The organism is Methylobacterium sp. D54C (genome assembly GCF_053345595.1).
On the sequence record NZ_JBKFAK010000010.1, the window covers coordinates 65147 to 82139 of the forward strand.

Here is a 16993-nt window from a genome sequence, read left to right on the forward strand (position 1 = left end):
CTGAGGTGCCGGAGCGTAGCGGAGGCCTCGAAGGAGCCCTCCAGGAAGCGCGCGCCTGGCTGGAGCCCTCCTTCGAGGCTGCTGTGCAGCACCTCAGGATGAGGAGGTGGGTTGGAGGAACCCCCGCGCGCGATCGCGGCCGCCGCTGTTTCACGTGAAACCTTAACCATCACTCTCCGGCCGGCAGCGCCGCTTCTCCGCTCCGCCCGCCGCGCCTGCGCCGGTTGAGCACCCTGTGCCGGAGGCGATCGAGGGTGAGGTAGACGACGGGGGTGGTGTAGAGGGTCAGGATCTGGCTCACAATCAGCCCGCCGACGATGGCGATGCCCAGCGGGCGGCGCAGCTCCGCGCCCTCGCCGTTGGCCAGGATCAGCGGCACGGCGCCGAGCATGGCGGCCAGCGTCGTCATCATGATCGGCCGGAAGCGCAGGAGACAGGCCTCGCGGATCGCGTCCACGGGATTCGCGGCCCGGGTCCGCTCCGCGTCGATCGCCACGTCGATCATCATGATCGCGTTCTTCTTCACGATGCCGATGAGCAGGAACACCGCGATCAGCGCGATGATGGTGAAGTCGGTGCCCGTCACCAGCAGGGCCAGCACCGCGCCGACGCCGGCCGAGGGCAGGGTCGAGAGGATCGTCAGCGGGTGCACGAAGCTCTCGTAGAGGATCCCCAGCACCGCGTAGACCGCCAGGATCGCCGCCAGGATCAGCAGCGGCTGCCGCGACGCGGAGGCGACGTAGTTCTTGGCCGCGCCGGCATACTCGCCGTGGATCGTGGCGGGCAGCTGCAGGGAGGCCATGGCCCGGTCGATGGCGTCCGTGGCGTCCGACAGGCTCTTGCCCGGGGCGAGGTTGAACGAGATCGTGGTCGCCACGAACAGGCCCTGGTGGCTCACCTGCACGGGGGCACTGCCGGGCTCGATCCGCGCGAAGGCCGAGAGCGGCACCATCGTCTCCTTGGCGGCCGAGACCGGCGCGCTCGACGAGGCGCCGCCCTTGCTCGCCGCGATGGCGTTGGCGGAGGCGTTGCGGGCCGAGTCGGACGCGATGGCGGCGGCGTTCGAGGCAGTGTCGGCCGTGCTGGCGGAAGCGGCGGCGGCCGCCGCCGCGACGGCGCCCGCGGTGCCCGAGCCGCCGACGGCGCCGGAGCCCGTGGCGACGCCGGTCGCGGCGCTCGCCGACGACCCGCTGCCCGGGCTGCTGGTGCCGGTCGCCGCGTTGGTGTTGACGGTCCCACCCGCCGCCACCGTGCCGGCGACCGCGTTGGTGGTGGCCGAGCCCGGCGCGTTGCCGCCCGAGGTCGAGACGTAGATCTGCTTGAGCGTCTCCGGCGTCTCCAGGTAGCGCGGCGCGATCTCCATCACGACGTGGTACTGGTTCAGCGGGTTGTAGATCGTCGAGACCTGGCGCTGGCCGAAGGCGTCGTAGAGGGTGTTGTCGATCTTGTTCGGCGTGATGCCGTAGCGGAACGCGGTCGCCCGGTCGATCACGACCCGGCTCTCCAGCCCGCCCTCCTGCTGGTCCGAGGTCACGTCCGCGAAGGTCGGGTCCTTCTGCAGGGCCGCCACCAGCTTCGGGGCGGCGGCGAACAGCTCCTCGGCCGTGTCGCCCTGGAGGGTGTACTGGTACTGGGCGAAGCTCTGGCGGCCGCCCATCTGCAGGTCCTGGCGGGGGAAGACGTAGAGGCGCGCGCCCGCGACCTGCGCGAGCTTCGGCCGCAGCCGCGCCATCACGGCCGAGATCGGCGCCCGCTCGTTGAGCGGCTTCAGGCCGACGAAGACGTTGGCCGAGTTGGTGCCGCGGCCGCCCGTGAAGCCGACGACGCTCTCGACCGCCGGATCCGCCCCGACGATCGCGGTCGCCTGCGTGAGCTTCTTCTCCATCGACTGGAACGAGATGCGCTGGTCGGCCTGGATGCCGCCCATCATCTGCCCGGTATCCTGCTCGGGGAAGAAGCCCTTCGGGACGATGATGTAGAGGTAGACGTTGAGCCCGACCGTGGCGAGCAGGCTCAGCAGGACGAGGCGCGGATGGGCGAGCGCCACCTCTAGCGTCCGCGCGTAGGCCCCGAGCAGCCGGGCGAAGCCGCCCTCCAAAATCCGGATCAGCAGGTTCGGCCGGCGGCCGGCCGGCGGTTCGCCATTGGGACCATGCCCTTCGGCCCGGAGCAGCCGGGCACACATCATCGGCGTGGTCGTGAGCGAGAGCACCAAGGAAATCAGGATCGACAGCGACAGGGTCACCGAAAATTCCTGGAAGATGCGGCCGACGAGGCCGCCCATCAGCAGGATCGGCAGGAACACCGCGATGAGTGACAGGCTCATCGAGATCACCGTGAACCCGACCTCCCGCGCGCCGATCAGCGCCGCCTGGAGCCGGGGCTTGCCCTCCTCGATGTGCCGCTGGACGTTCTCCAGCACCACGATGGCGTCGTCGACCACGAAGCCGGTGCCGATGATCAGCGCGGTCAGCGACAGGATGTTGAGCGAGTAGCCGAGCAGATACATCGCTGAGAAGGTGCCGACGATCGAGATCGGCACGGCGACCGCCGGGATCAGCGTGGCCCGCCAGGAGCGCAGGAAGCCGTACACCACCAGGATGACGAGGCCGACCGCCACCAGCAGCGTCTCCTCGGTGGCCGCGAGGGAGGCGCGGATCGTGGCGCTGCGATCGCCGGTGAGCTTGATGTCGATGCCGCCGGGCAGGGAGGCGGTGATCTGCGGCAGCGCCTCCTTCACGGCGTTGATGGTCTCGACCACGTTGGCGCCAGGCTGCTTGTAGACGAACAGCAGCACGCCCGGCTTGCCGTTGACGATGCCGAGGTTGCGCTTGTCCTCGACCCCGTCGAGCACCTGCCCGACATCGGTGAGCTTCACCGCGGCGCCGTTGCGGTAGGCCACGATGATGTCGCGGTAATCGGCGGCCTTGCGGCCCTGGTCGTTGGCGTAGAGCTGGTAGCGGCGGTCGCCCGCGTCGATCTCGCCCTTGGGCGAGTTCGCGTTCGCGGAGGCGAGCGCGGCCCGGATGCCCTCGAGCCCGATGCCGTAGTTGAACAGGGCCGTGGGATCGAGCTCGACCCGCACCGCCGGCAGGGACGAGCCGCCGATATCGACGTTGCCGACGCCCGGCAGCTGCGACAGCTTCTGCTGCACTACGGTGGCGGCGGAATCGTAGACCTGGCCGCGGGTCAGCGTCTCCGAGGTCATGCCGAGGATGATGATCGGCGTGTCGGCGGGGTTGAACTTCCGGTAGGTCGGGTTCTGCCGGAGCGACGCGGGCAGGTCGGCGCGCGCCGCGTTGATGGCGGCCTGGACGTCGCGGGCCGCGCCGTCGATGTCGCGGTTGAGGCCGAACAGCAGCACGATCCGGGTCGAGCCGAGGGAGTTCGTGGACGTCATCTCGTTGACGTCCGCGATGGCGCCGAGCCGCCGCTCCAGGGGCGCCGCCACGGTGGTGGCCATGGTGTCGGGCGAGGCGCCGGCCATCTGGGCCTGGACGAGGATCACCGGGAAGTCGATCTGCGGCAGCGGCGCCACCGGCAGCTTCAGGAAGGCGAACAGCCCGGCGAGCAGCACGCCGATCGTGAGCAGCGTGGTCGCCACCGGCCGCCGGATGAACGGCTCGGAGATGTTCACGGCAGCGCCTCGCCGGGCGCGAGATCCGGCCCCCGCCGCCCCGAGATCCGCCGCTCCAGCCGGTCGAAGGCCAGGTAGATCACCGGCGTGGTGAACAGCGTCAGCACCTGGCTGACGATCAGGCCGCCCGCGATGCAGATGCCGAGCGGCTGGCGCAGCTCGGAGCCGACGCCGGTGCCGAGGATCAGCGGCACCGCCGCGAAGAGCGCCGCCAGCGTCGTCATCAGGATCGGCCGGAAGCGCAGCAGGCAGGCCTGGAAGATCGCCTCGCGGGGCTCGAGCCCGTCCTCGCGCTCCGCCTGGAGCGCGAAGTCGATCATCATGATGGCGTTCTTCTTCACGATGCCGATCAGCAGCACGATGCCGATCACCGCGATGATGTCGAGCGACAGGCCGAACAGCATCAGGCCGAGCAGCGCCCCGATCCCCGCCGATGGCAGGGTCGACAGGATCGTGATCGGGTGGATGAAGCTCTCGTAGAGCACGCCCAGCACGATGTAGACGGTCACGATCGCCGCTAGGACCAGGAACAGCTCGTTGCCGAGCGCCGACTGGAAGGCGAAGACCGAGCCCTGCGGCACCACCCGGAACGAGGGCGGCAGGCCGATCTCGGCCTTCACCGTGTCGATCGCCTCGACCGCCTGCCCCAGCGCCGCGCCGGGGGCGAGGTTGAACGACACGGTGGTGGCCGGGAACTGGCCGAGATGGGAGATCAGCAGCGGTGCCCGTCGCTCGCTGATCCGCGCGACCGCCGAGAGCGGCACCTGTCCGTTGGTCGCCGTGGAGGAGGGCAGGTAGATCGCGTCGAGGCTGCGGAGCGTCGTGTGCAGCTTCGGGTCGGCCTCCAGGATCACCCGGTACTGGTTGGACTGGGTGAAGATCGTCGAGATGATCCGCTGGCCGAAGGCGTCGTAGAGGGCGTTGTCGATCGTCGCCGGGGTGATGCCGTAGCGGCCGGCGGTGGGCCGGTCGATGGTCACGTAGGCGGCGAGCCCCTGGCCCTGGTGGTCGCTCGCCACGTCGGTGACCACGGGCGACTTCGCCAGCGCCTCGGTGAAGCGCGGCACCCAGGTCTCGAAATCGTCGATGTTCGGGCTCTCGAGGATCACCTGGTACTGGGTCGCCGAGACCGCCGTGTCGATGGTCAGGTCCTGGACCGGCTGCATGTAGAGCCGCATGCCGGGCTGGTTGGCCGCCGCCGCCGAGATCCGCCGGATGATCGCGCTGGCCGTCGCGGTGCGCGCGTCCCGGGGCTTCAGGTTGATCAGCATCCGGCCGGAATTGAGCGTGACGTTCTGGCCGTCGACCCCGATGAACGACGACAGGCTCGCCACGTCCGGGTCCTTGAGGACGATCTCGGCCATCCGCTGCTGGCGCTCGGCCATGGCGGCGTAGGAGACCGACTGGTCGGCCTGGGTGATGCCCTGGATGACGCCCGTGTCCTGCACGGGGAAGAAGCCCTTCGGGATCACCGCGAACAGGTAGATTGTGAGCCCGAGCGTGCCGAGCGCCACCAGCAGCGTCAGGCCCTGGTGGTTCAGGACGACCCGCAGGGAGCGGCCGTAGGACTCGATCGTGCCGTCGACGGCGCGCCGGCCCAGGCGTGAGAGGACGCCCTCGCGGCGGCGGTGACCGGCTTCCGGGACGTGCTTCAGGAGCCGCGCGCACAGCATCGGCACCAGCGTCAGCGAGACCACCGCCGAGATAATGATCGTGGCCGCCAGCGTGATGGCGAATTCGTGGAACAGCCGCCCGACCACGTCGCCCATGAACAGGAGCGGGATCAGCACGGCGATCAGCGAGACGGTCAGCGAGATGATGGTGAAGCCGATCTCGCGGGAGCCCTTGAGCGCCGCCTCCAGGGGCGAGTCGCCCGCCTCCACGTGCCGGGCGATGTTCTCGATCACCACGATGGCGTCGTCGACCACGAAGCCGGTGGCGATGGTGAGCGCCATCAGCGACAGGTTGTCGAGGGAGAAGCCGTACAAGTCCATGACCGACAGGGCGCCGACCAGCGACAGCGGCACCGACAGGCTCGGGATCAGGGTCGCCGACAGGCTGCGCAGGAACAGGAAGATCACCAAGACGACCAGCGCGATGGCGAGGCCGAGCTCGAACTGCACGTCCTCCACGGAGGCGCGGATCGTGGTGGTCCGGTCGGTGAGCGGCGCAACCGCGACGGCGGCCGGCAGGCTCGCCTGGAGCTGCGGCAGCAGCGACTTGATCTTGTCGACGGTCGCGATGACGTTGGCGCCGGGCTGGCGCTGGATGTTCAGAATCACCGCCGGCGTCGCGTCCGCCCAGGCGCCGAGCTTGGTGTTCTCCGGCCCCTCGACCACGTCGGCGACCTCCGAGAGCATCACCGGGGCGCCGTTGCGGTAGGCGATGATCGCCGCGTCGTAGGCCTTCGGGTCGCGGATCTGGTCGTTGGCGTTGATCGCGTAGGACTGCTTCGGCCCGTCGATCGTGCCCTTCGGCGTGTTGACGTTGAGGTTGGTGATGGTGGTGCGCAGGTCGTCGATGTTGAGCCCGTAGGCGGCGAGCGCCCGCGCGTTGAACCGCACCCGCACGGCCGGGCGCTGGCCGCCCGAGATGCTCACGAGGCCGACGCCCGCCACCTGGCTGATCTTCTGCGCGAGGCGCGACTCGGCGAGGTCGCGCACCTGGGTGAGCGGCAGGGTCTTGGAGGTGAGCGCCAGCGTCAGGACCGGCGCGTCGGCCGGGTTGACCTTGGCGTAGATCGGCGGCGCCGGCAGGTCGGAGGGCAGGAGGTTGCCGGCGGCGTTGATCGCCGCCTGGACCTGCTGCTCGGCGATGTCCAGCGGCAGGTCCAGGCTGAACTGCAGGGTGATGACCGAGGCGCCCGCGGAGGATTGCGAGGTCATCTGGTTGAGGTTGGCGAGCTGGCCGAACTGCCGCTCCAGCGGCGCCGTCACCGAGGAGGTCATCACCTCGGGGCTGGCGCCGGGATAGAAGGTCTGGACCTGGATCGTCGGGTAATCGACCGCCGGCAGCGCCGAGACCGGCAGGTTCAGGTACGACACGCCGCCGACGATCAGGATCGCCAGCATCAGCAGCGTCGTGGCCACCGGCCGCAGGATGAACAGGCGGGACGGGTTCATGACGCGCTCCCGTTATCCCTTCCCCCGCGGAGGGGGGAGAGGGAGCGTCGCGCCAGAGCCGTCCTCACTGCGCCTGACGGCGCCGGTGCCGACGACCGCCCTCCGCTGTCCCTTGGGAATCCGCCGCCGCGTCGGCGGGCGCGCCGGGCTTCACCTCCCCCTTGCCGTCAGCTTTGCCGTCCTGCTTCGCCGCCGCGGCCTTGCCGTCGCCCGCGGCCGCCGGCGCGCCCTCGGTGATGCGCACCGGCGCGCCGTCCTTCAGCCGGTCGGTGCCGTCCGTGACGACGCGGTCGCCCGGGTTCAGCCCGGAGACCACTACCGTGTGGGTCCCGTCAGTCTCGCCGGTCTTGATCGGCCGGACCGTAACCTTGCTGTCCCCGTCCATCAGGTAGACGTAGGTGCCGGGCGTGCCCTGGAGCAGGCTGGAATTCGGCACGAGCGTCGCGCCCCGCACCGTGTCGACGGTCAGCTTGGCGTTGACGAACTGGTTCGGGAACAGCTCCTCGTCGGAATTGTCGAACAGCGCGCGCAGCTTCACCGTGCCGGTGGTCGTGTCGATCTGGTTGTCGACCGTGTCGAGGCGGCCGGTGGCGATCTCGTGGGCGTCGCCGCGGTCGTAGGCCCGCACGGTGAGCTTCGTGCCCGCCCGCACCTGCCGCATCACCCGCGACACGTCGTCCTCCGGAAGGGTGAACACCACCGAGATCGGGTGGAGCTGGGTCACCACCACGATCGCCGTGGAGGCGGCCGAGATGTAGTTGCCCTGGTCGACTTGGCGCAGGCCGACGCGGCCGTCCACCGGCGAGACGATGTGCGTGTAGGCGATGTTGAGCTTCTGCTGGTCGACGAGCGCCTGGTCGGCCGCGACCGTGCCCTCGTTCTGCTTCACCAGGGCGGCCTGCGTGTCGACGTTCTGCTTCGAGATCGAGTCCTGCCGGTTCAGCGTCTGGTAGCGCTGCAGGTCGAGCTTCGAGTTCTGGAGCAGCGCCTGGTCGCGGGCGAGCTGGCCCTGGTACTGCGCGAGCAGCGCCTCGTAGGGGCGGGAATCGATCCGGGCGAGCTCGTCGCCCGCCTTCACGTTCTGGCCCTCCCGGAACTGCACCTGCGTGAGGTAGCCGCTGATCTGCGACTTCACCGTCACGGTGGCGAGCGGCGTCACGGTACCGAGGCCCTGCAGCACCACCGGCATGTCGCCGGTCGTGGCGCTGGCGATGCCCACCGCCTGCGGCATGTCGGCCCCGCCGCGCCGGCCGCCGTGGCCGCCGGTGTGATGCGCCGTCGCGGGCTCGGCGCCCTTGCCGGTGCGGGCCTCGTACCAGCGGTGGCCGATCGCCCCGGCGCCGGCGAGCAGCACCAGGATCACGAGCCAGCGGATCGGGCGGAAGCGCCGCGTCCGGACCTCGCGCGCGGGCGCCTCGCCGGGCTGGTAGGCGCGGGCCGTGTCGGTCCGGATCGGTGAACTCTCGTTCATGCCTGACTAGAGCACAGGACGGTCGTCTGTGCGACCGGCGGCACCCTATCCCTCGCTGTCCAAGCCCCCATGCCGCCCCCGGAACGCCGCGTCCCGGAAGCCCGTCCTGAAGCCGCCCGGTCCCGCGGGACCCGACGGCTCCGATCCCGTGTACGGGAGCGTAAGCCCATAAAGCTGTCCGGGCCCCGAACGGCTCCTTACCGCGGCGTCATGGACACCCGCGGCCGCGCCGCTCGCGCACCTCGCGGCGCCCTCCACCGGTGCCCGGCCAATGCGCCGTCACTAGGGCGGCGACGTTTCACTCGTGTTGCTGGGGCCCGCCGGACGCGTCCGGTACCGCATAAGCGCGCAGCACCGCCCGGAACGCGGGATCGACCGGGGTAACGGCCACGGCGCGGCGCAGGCCGAGTCCGAGGCCGCCGATCAGCAGCGCCAGCACCAGGCAGCCGAGGAACGCGCGTGAGGAGGGCCGCATCGTCGTATCCGGTGGCCGACCCAGCGAGCGGGGCGTGAGCGGGTGCGGCCGCGTCCGGACATGCCGAAAGGGCCACCGACCCGCAAGTCGATGGCCCTTCTGGGGACCGGAGCGGCGCCCCGCTGACGGAGCGAGGGGGCGAAGCTCCGTCGGCGTGTGCGCCGCTCCGGCCGTGATCCAAACCTAAGAGACGGGTGATGAATGTCAACATTCGTCAGTAGGCCTCGGCGCGCCGGAGACCGGGTCTGTGCGACCGCGCACATTCCGCAACGCGCGACGGCCATGTTACAGGCCGGCGATGCCGAGACCCGCCATGCCGACTCTCTCGATGCCCGGCGCCGCGTGCCGTACCGTGTGCCGCGCCGCATGAGGTCCGCCGTCATCAACCCCGTCTTCGACGTGCTGCCCACGACCGTGTTCGAGACCATGTCGCGTCTCGCGCGGGTCCACGGTGCGATCAATCTCGGCCAGGGATTCCCGGACGATGCCGGGCCGGCGGATGTCCGCGAGCGGGGCGCGCGGGCGCTCCTGGACGGCTGGAACCAGTACCCGCCGATGATGGGCCTGCCGGCCCTGCGCGAGGCGGTCGCCGCCCATTACGCGCAGCACCAGGGCCTCGTCCTCGACCCGGAGACCGAGGTGATGGTCACCTCCGGGGCGACCGAGGCCCTGGCCGGCGCGCTCCTGGCGCTGATCGAGCCCGGCGACGAGGTCGTGCTGTTCGCGCCCATGTACGACGCCTACCTGCCCCTGGTCCGGCGGGCGGGCGGCGTGCCGCGGATCGTGGCGCTCCGGCCCCCGGACTTCCGCCTCGACGAGGCCGCGCTCGCGGAGGCTTTCGGGGCGCGGACCCGGGTCGTGGTGCTGAACAACCCCCTCAACCCGAGCGCCACCCTGTTCGCGCCCGAGGACCTCGACCTGCTCGCCCGCTACTGCCAGCGCTTCGACGTGACCGCCCTCTGCGACGAGGTCTGGGAGCACGTGGTGTTCGACGGCGCGCGCCACCGGCCGCTAATGGCGCTGCCCGGGATGCGGGAGCGGACCGTCAAGATCGGCTCGGCCGGCAAGATCTTCTCCCTCACCGGCTGGAAGGTCGGCTTCGTGATGGCCGATGCCCGGCTGATGCGCGGGCTCGCCAAGGCGCACCAGTTCCTGACCTTCACCACGCCCCCGAACCTCCAAGAGGCGGTGGCCTACGGGCTGGGCAAGCCGGCCCCGTGGTTCGAGGCGATGCGGGCCGGCTACGCCCGGTCCCGCGACCGGCTCGCAGACGGCCTGCGCGGCCTCGGCTTCACCGTGCTGCCGGCCCGGGCCACGTGGTTCCTCAACATCGACATCGCCGCCCGCGGCCACGCCGACGACGTGGCCTTCTGCGAGGCCCTGGTCACCCGTCACGGCGTCGCGGCGATCCCCGTGAGCGCCTTCTACCCGGACGCCTCCGTGCGCGGCCTCGTCCGGCTCTGCTTCGCAAAGGACGACGCGACCCTGGATGCGGCGCTCGACCGCATGCGCGGGCTCCCGGGGGCCGGGGCATGAGGGTCGGCTCGAGGGACGGCATGACGGGCAGCAGGACGGGCATCACGGCGGGCATCACGGCGGACCGCGCGCGCCGAGCGGGCACCGTCCTTGCGGGGATCCGGGCGGGGGGCCACATCGTTGGGGACGATGGCTTCCCGACGGATCCCGACCATGGACTTCACCCAGGCTGCCCAGGCCGGGCGTTTCGCCCGTGCCGAGACCTTCCCCGGAGGCGAGACCCGCGCCGGCCCCCGGCCCCCCTACCTGTCGGCGGATCTCGGCCGGGAGGCGAGCCTCGCCCGGCTGGAGACGCTGGCCCACCTGATGGACACCGCCTTCGTCATCCCGGGCATCAACCGGCGGGTCGGGTTCGACGCGCTGATCGGCCTCGTGCCGGTGATCGGCGACCTGGCCGGCATGGTGATCTCGTCCTTCATCGTCTACGAGGCGAAGCGCCTCGGGGCGCCGCGCTGGCTGGTGGCCCGGATGGGCCTGAACGTGGCCTTCGACGGGCTGATCGGCGCCGTGCCGGTGGCGGGCGACCTGTTCGACGCCGCCTTCAAGGCCAATCGCCGCAACGTCCGTCTGCTGCGCCGCTGGCTGGAGCGCAGCGGCAACCTGCGTCCCACCGAGATCGACGGCACCGCGACCCGGCTCGACGGCTGAGCGTTACCGGCCTCCGTCCCGCGGCCGACCGGTCGCGGGGCCGCCCGGATATCGGGGCGGCCGGCGCGCGCGCGACGCGGCCCGGGAGGCAGCACGGATGAACGAGGTCACGCGTCCCGGCGACAGCGAGGTCGTGCCCGCGCCGATGCCCGGTGCCCAGCCGCTGGTCCTGCGGCCGGACGAGGGCGCGCCGCCGCCGGTCCTGCCCGGGGCCGCCGGCCGGCGCGCCCGGCTGTCGCCGCTCAACCGGCGCCGTCTCGACAATTTCCGCCGCAATCGGCTCGGCTACGGGTCGTTCGTGATCTTCACGGTCCTGTTCGTGCTCAGCCTGTTCGCGGAGTTCATCGCCAACGACCGCCCGATCGTGATGTCCTACAAGGGCGAGTGGCTGGTCCCGGTCCTGGTCGACTATCCGGAGGAGAAGTTCGGCGGCTTCCTCGCCACGACCGACTACCGCTCCCCCGAGATCCGCCGGGAGATCGCGGCGAACGGCTGGGCACTGTGGCCGCCGATCCCGTACGCGTACGACACGATCAACGAGGACCTGCCGACGCCGTCGCCGTCGCCGCCGACCTGGATGCTCACGGACGCGCAGTGCAAGCCCGTCGCCGAGAAGCTCGGCGGCTCGACCTGCGCGGACATTCCCCAGCACTGGCTCGGCACCGACAACACCACGCGGGACGTGCTGGCGCGGGTGATCTACGGCTTCCGCATCTCGGTCCTGTTCGGTCTGATCCTGGCCGCGGTCTCGTCGGTGATCGGGGTCATCGCGGGGGCCGTGCAGGGCTATTTCGGCGGCTGGGTCGATCTCGCCTTCCAGCGCTTCATCGAGGTCTGGGGCGGCATCCCGACCCTCTACCTGATCATCATCATCTCGGCCTTCATCGCCCCGGGCTTCTTCGTCCTGCTCGGGATCATGCTGCTGTTCTCCTGGGTCGCGCTGGTGAGCGTGGTGCGCGCCGAGTTCCTGCGGGCGCGGAACTTCGAGTATGTCCGGGCCGCCCGGGCGCTGGGGCTGTCGAATATCCGGATCATGACGGTCCACCTGCTGCCGAACGCCATGGTGGCGACGCTGACCTTCCTGCCGTTCATCCTGAACGGCTCGATCACCACCCTGACCTCGCTCGACTTCCTCGGCTTCGGCCTGCCGCCGGGCTCGCCGTCCCTCGGAGAGCTTCTCGCTCAGGGCAAGGACAATCTGACCGCGCCGTGGCTCGGATTGACCGGTTTCCTGGTCATCGCCGTGATGTTGAGCCTGCTCGTCTTCGCCGGCGAGGCCGTGCGGGACGCCTTCGATCCGCGCAAGACTTTCGCCTGAGGCCGCGCGGGTTGCAAAAATGACGCAGGGCCTCGCCCCGCGCTCGCACAACTGTACGAAGATTGCGCATTGTGCCCGCACGACCGGGCGGCAATCGTATACGACCGTCTAGAGCCGGCCCCTGACCCGGGGGTAAAGGTCTCTGCCGGCTGCGAAAACCCGCTTCGAGGAAGCGACTAGAATTCGCCGGGCGGACACCGATAAAGCGTCTCAGAAGTGTCCCTTAAGTGCCGCCAATGCAACCATACCCTGTAAGCCTCGCCGCGTGATGCAGAGTTAGACTTCGGTCTCATCACAGATAATTGTATGGCGCGGCTTGCATTTTTCGGACGCTGACTTAACTCGCGAAAAGTGGGGATCCCATCAGGCATTTGTGCCGAGGAACGAGAGAATGTCAGAAGCTGCGCCGACATCGCAATTGGATTTCATCGAGCGGACCGTGGACGTCGTCGCGGCCTACGTTTCCAACAACTCGCTGCCCTCGGCCGAATTGCCGGCCCTGATCGCGAGCATCCACGAGGCGCTGAACACGATCGGGGCCGGCCCCGTCGCTCCGGCGACCGAGAGCGTCGAGCGGCCGACGCCCGCCCAGATCCGCAAGTCGATCCGTCCCGACGGGCTGGTCAGCTTCATCGACGGGAAGTCGTACAAGACGCTGAAGCGTCACCTGACCAAGCACGGTCTCGATCCGCAGACCTACCGCGAGCGCTACGGCCTGCCGGCCGATTACCCGACCACCTCGGCGAACTACTCGGCGCAGCGCTCGGCCCTCGCCAAGAGCCTCGGCCTCGGCCAGCCGGGCCGGTCCCCGTCGGGCGACAAGGCCGCCGCCCCCGTCGAGGAGGAGGCTGCCGCCTCCGCCCCTGCCTCCGGTCGCCGCAAGACCGCCGCGACCAAGACCCGGGCGAGCCGCAAGGTCGAGGCCGCCTGAGCGCGGCCGCGAGGCCCGGACGGGGGCGGGCGATCGGAGACGATCGCGCCCGCACCGGTCCGGGCTTGTTCGCCAGACCTCTTGGCCGGGCTCTCGGCCAAGCTCTCGGCCGGACCCCTCGCGCGGCGCGGCTCAGGCCGCGAGGCGCCCGTCCAGCGGGAACACCTTGGCGGGGTTCAGCATCCAGTCCGGATCGAACACCGCCTTGACCCGCATCTGCTGCTCGAGATCGACCTGGTCGTACTGGAAGCGCATCAGCTCGCGCTTCTCGATGCCGACCCCGTGCTCGCCGGTGAGGCAGCCGCCGACCTCGACGCAGAGCTTCAGGATCTCGTCGCCCGCGGCCTCGGCCTTCTGCAATTCGCCGGGCGTGTTGATGTCGAACAGGATCAGGGGGTGCAGGTTGCCGTCGCCCGCGTGGAACACGTTGGCGACGCGCAGGCCCTTCTCGGCGCAGATGGCGCCGATCCGCTCCAGCACCGGCCCGAGCTGGCCGGTGGGGATCGTCCCGTCCATGCAGATGTAGTCGGAGATCCGGCCGGTCGCCCCGAAGGCCGACTTGCGGCCCTTCCAGATCGCGGCCGATTCCGCCTCCGAGCGCGAGACGCGCACGCTGGTCGGGCGGAAATCCTTGGCGATCGTCTCGATCCGCGCCAGCATCGCGTCGCACTCGGCGTCCGAGCCCTCGACCTCGATGATCAGCATCGCCTCGGCATCGCGCGGGTAGCCGGCCTGGGCGAAGTCCTCGGTGATGAGGATCGCCTCGCGGTCCATGTACTCGATCGCCACCGGGATGATCCCGGCCGCGATGATCGCCGCGACGCAGTCGCCCGCATCCTCGACCTTCGAGAAGCCGACCAGCACCGGGCGCGCGCCCTCGGCGGCGCGCAGGATCCGCACGGTCGCCTCGGTGACGATGCCGAGCTGCCCCTCCGAGCCGCAGACGAGGCCGAGCAGGTCGTAGCCGCCGCTGTCGAGGTGCTGGCCGCCGATCTCCACCACGGTGCCGTCGTTGAGCACCAGGGTAACGCCGAGCAGGTTGTTGGTGGTCACGCCGTATTTCAGGCAGTGCGCGCCGCCCGAATTCATCGCGATGTTGCCGGCGATCGTGCAGGCGAGCTGGCTCGACGGGTCGGGGGCGTAGAAGAAGCCCTCGTGGCTGACCGCCCCGGAGATCGCCAGATTGGTGATGCCGCTCTGCACCCGGGCGGTGCGGTTGGCGAAGTCCATGTCGAGGACCTGGGTCATCTTGCCGACGCCAAGGATGATCGCGTCGGCCTGCGCGATGGCGCCGCCCGCGAGCGACGTGCCGGCGCCCCGGGGCACGACCCGCACGCCGTTGGCGTGGCAGTAGGCCATCACGGCGGCGACCTCCGCGGTGGTGGAGGGCAGCACCACGGCGAGCGGCATCTGCCGGTAGGCGGTGAGCCCGTCGGTCTCGAAGGCCCGGCGCTCGTCCTCGCTGACCACCAGCGCCTCCGGCGCGACCAGGGGCGCGAGGCCGGCCAGGATCGCCTCGCGGCGGGCGAGGATCGCGGGATCGGGGTCGGGGAAGCGGATGGTCATGGGGCTCTTGCCCTCCTGGGGCCCGCGGCGCGGGACGGCGCGGGGTGGCGTGCCGGGAGCATGGACCCCGGCGGCCGCGCCTTCAACCGGCGTGCGGCGCTGCGTCGTCCCCGCGTCACATTTCAACCACGACGGCTGCCTAGCGTCGCCGGAGACGCCTCGCTGCGCCGCTCCCCGATTCCGGCCCCCGGTGCCGGATCCGGTCGACGGGTCAAGAACGGACACGATGAACGCTCCCGCCTCCAGCGCCCTGCGCGACGACCGCTACGACGCGCCGTCGGCGCATCTCGCCACCACCCGCGACCTCGGGATCCGCAGCCTCCAGCTGGGCATCGCGGCCCTGCAGGAGGCGAGCGCCGCCTTCCAGGGCCGGCTCGGCGCGGCCTTCGAGGAGGCGGTGCAGACCATCCTGCAGAGCAAGGGCCGCGTCATCGTCAGCGGCATCGGCAAGAGTGGGCATGTCGGGCGCAAGATCGCCGCGACGCTGGCCTCCACCGGCACGCACGCCTTCTTCGTCCACCCGACCGAGGCGAGCCACGGCGACCTCGGGATGATCGCCCGGGACGACGTCATCATCGCGCTGTCGTGGTCGGGGGAGACCGCGGAACTGTCCGACCTCGTCGGCTTCAGCCGCCGGTTCTCGATCCCCCTGGTGGCGATTACCCGCAACGGCGAGAGCACCCTGGGCAAGGCCGCCGACGTGCTGCTGGAACTGCCCCGCGTGCGGGAATCCTGCCCGCACGACCTCGCGCCGACCTCCTCCAGCCTGATCCAGCTGGCGCTGGGCGACGCCCTGGCGGTGGCGCTCCTGGAGCGGCGCGGCTTCACCTCGGCGCGCTTCCACACCCTGCATCCGGGCGGCACCCTCGCGGCCCGCCTCAGGACCGTGCAGCAGGTGATGCACGGGCCCCAGGACATGCCGCTGGTGCACGAGACCGCCCTCATGTCCGAGGTGCTGATCGAGATCGCGGCGCGGCGCTACGGTTGCGTCGGCGTCACGGACGCGGCTGGCCGCCTCGTCGGCATCGTCACGGACGGCGACCTGCGCCGCCACATGGGTCCGGCCCTCCTCGACACGCCGGTCTCGACGGTCATGACTCGGGACCCGGTGACCGTGGAGCCCCACAAGCTGGCTCAGGCCGCGCTGGAACTGATGAACCGCCGGCTGATCACGGCGGTCTTCGCCGTCACCGACGGCCGGCCGGTCGGCATCGTGCACGTCCACGACCTGCTGCGCGTCGGCATCGCCTGAGGCCGTCCGGACCCGGCAGGGTCCGATCCGCGCCCGCATCCCGCGAGGCCTCCGCGCCTCGGGACGGGGCCGGCGGGTACGGCGACCGGGCGCCCCTCACAGTCGGGCCAGCAGCTCCGTCTTCTTGGTCGCGAACTCCGCGTCGGTGAGCACGCCGCGCGCGTGCAGGTCGGCCAGCCGCTCGATGGTCGCGAGGATCGCGTCCGGAGACGACCGGTCCGGGGCCGCCGAAGGGGCAGCCGCAGCGGCCGGCGAAGCGGCGGGGGCGGCCTTCGGCGGGATCTCGGCCGGGTCCGCTTGGCGCGGCGCCGCGATCTCCGCCTCGATCCGGCGCAGGCGGTCGAGGGCGACGGCCCCGGACGGTCCCGTGAAGCCGAGGCTGCCGTTCGCCTGGGAGACGCCGGTGATGCGGTGCTCGCCGGTGTCGTAGAGCGCGATCCCGGACCCCGCGTCGACGGCGAGCCGCCGGCTGTCCGGGAAATAGGCGTAGCGCAGCCCGTCCTGCGCGCCGGTGCTGGCCGGATCTCCGAGGCCGGCCGGCCACCATTCGCCGCCGCCGCGGCGCGCCGCGGGCGCGGCCTCTGAGAAGCCTCCCGCGGGGAGCGCCCCGGCCAGCTCGGTGCAGAGCGCGTCGACCCGCGCCTTCAGCGCGTCGTCGAACATCCGGCCGACCATCACCATCCCGCCGGAAAACCACTGCCCCATCCCGCCGAGATCGGGATGGTCGAACTGCGCCATCGTGCCGTGGCCGCGCTCGAGGGCCCGGACCAGGTGGCGCACCGCGTCCGGGCTGACCCCGTGGCGGTCGGCGACGGCCTGCAGCCCGGGGACGGGGTCGAACGGCCCGTCGTCCCGGAACGGGTCGGACGCGGCGGTGTCGGACGGATCCATGAGCCAGCTCCCGAAGCGTCGGAGGGCGGACAGGAGGCGCGGGGCGGCGGCCCCCTGCCGGCCCGGGTCGAGCCCGTGGGCCTGCGCCCACGGACCTGCGACGGCGTCGCGATGCGGAGCCAATCCCCGGTCGTCCGAGCGGGTTC

At 71.0% G+C, this 16993-nt stretch carries 11 protein-coding genes; 5 read left to right on the plus strand and 6 right to left on the minus strand.

Annotated elements, in window-relative coordinates; translation table 11 throughout:
* Positions 1 to 169: 169 nt before the first annotated feature.
* The 4 genes from ACLBYB_RS19580 to ACLBYB_RS19595 form a co-directional block, all read right to left on the minus strand.
* Positions 170 to 3637, minus strand: a complete 3468-nt coding sequence (locus tag ACLBYB_RS19580; protein WP_020094027.1) for an efflux RND transporter permease subunit — start codon at positions 3635 to 3637, stop codon at positions 170 to 172.
* Complete coding sequence (locus ACLBYB_RS19585) at positions 3634 to 6759, minus strand: MdtB/MuxB family multidrug efflux RND transporter permease subunit (RefSeq protein ID WP_447699733.1); 3126 nt, start codon at positions 6757 to 6759, stop codon at positions 3634 to 3636. The genes ACLBYB_RS19580 and ACLBYB_RS19585 overlap by 4 nt, the downstream gene beginning before the upstream one ends.
* A gap of 64 nt (positions 6760 to 6823) precedes the next feature.
* Complete coding sequence (locus ACLBYB_RS19590) at positions 6824 to 8230, minus strand: MdtA/MuxA family multidrug efflux RND transporter periplasmic adaptor subunit (RefSeq protein WP_447699734.1); 1407 nt, start codon at positions 8228 to 8230, stop codon at positions 6824 to 6826.
* A 298-nt stretch (positions 8231 to 8528) separates the two neighbouring features.
* Positions 8529 to 8705: a hypothetical protein gene (locus ACLBYB_RS19595; protein ID WP_020094024.1), complete on the minus strand. Its 177-nt coding sequence runs from the start codon at positions 8703 to 8705 to the stop codon at positions 8529 to 8531.
* 366 nt (positions 8706 to 9071) lie between these two features.
* Between ACLBYB_RS19595 and ACLBYB_RS19600 the strand changes: the two genes are divergently transcribed.
* The 4 genes from ACLBYB_RS19600 (at position 9072) to ACLBYB_RS19615 (ending at position 13138) form a co-directional block, all read left to right on the plus strand.
* Positions 9072 to 10241 carry an aminotransferase gene (locus ACLBYB_RS19600; protein ID WP_447699735.1) on the plus strand — a complete coding sequence of 390 codons (1170 nt, stop codon included), beginning with the start codon at positions 9072 to 9074 and terminating at the stop codon, positions 10239 to 10241.
* A gap of 153 nt (positions 10242 to 10394) precedes the next feature.
* Positions 10395 to 10889 (plus strand): DUF4112 domain-containing protein, encoded by a 495-nt coding sequence (locus ACLBYB_RS19605; RefSeq protein WP_056533673.1) that lies wholly within the window; start codon positions 10395 to 10397, stop codon positions 10887 to 10889.
* A 97-nt stretch (positions 10890 to 10986) separates the two neighbouring features.
* Positions 10987 to 12207: an ABC transporter permease gene (locus ACLBYB_RS19610; protein ID WP_100252500.1), complete on the plus strand. Its 1221-nt coding sequence runs from the start codon at positions 10987 to 10989 to the stop codon at positions 12205 to 12207.
* 391 nt (positions 12208 to 12598) lie between these two features.
* Positions 12599 to 13138 (plus strand): MucR family transcriptional regulator, encoded by a 540-nt coding sequence (locus ACLBYB_RS19615; RefSeq protein WP_447682152.1) that lies wholly within the window; start codon positions 12599 to 12601, stop codon positions 13136 to 13138.
* Between the two features lie 132 nt (positions 13139 to 13270).
* Here the strand turns inward: ACLBYB_RS19615 and ACLBYB_RS19620 are convergent, their stop codons facing one another.
* Positions 13271 to 14704 (minus strand): FAD-linked oxidase C-terminal domain-containing protein, encoded by a 1434-nt coding sequence (locus tag ACLBYB_RS19620; protein WP_091680973.1) that lies wholly within the window; start codon positions 14702 to 14704, stop codon positions 13271 to 13273.
* Positions 14705 to 14930: 226 nt separating this feature from the next.
* Between ACLBYB_RS19620 and ACLBYB_RS19625 the strand changes: the two genes are divergently transcribed.
* Positions 14931 to 15956: a KpsF/GutQ family sugar-phosphate isomerase gene (locus ACLBYB_RS19625; protein WP_273560757.1), complete on the plus strand. Its 1026-nt coding sequence runs from the start codon at positions 14931 to 14933 to the stop codon at positions 15954 to 15956.
* A 96-nt stretch (positions 15957 to 16052) separates the two neighbouring features.
* On the opposite strand, the gene ACLBYB_RS19630 is transcribed toward ACLBYB_RS19625, so the two are convergent.
* Positions 16053 to 16847, minus strand: a complete 795-nt coding sequence (locus tag ACLBYB_RS19630) for an SHOCT domain-containing protein (protein ID WP_447699736.1) — start codon at positions 16845 to 16847, stop codon at positions 16053 to 16055.
* Positions 16848 to 16993 lie beyond the last annotated feature (146 nt).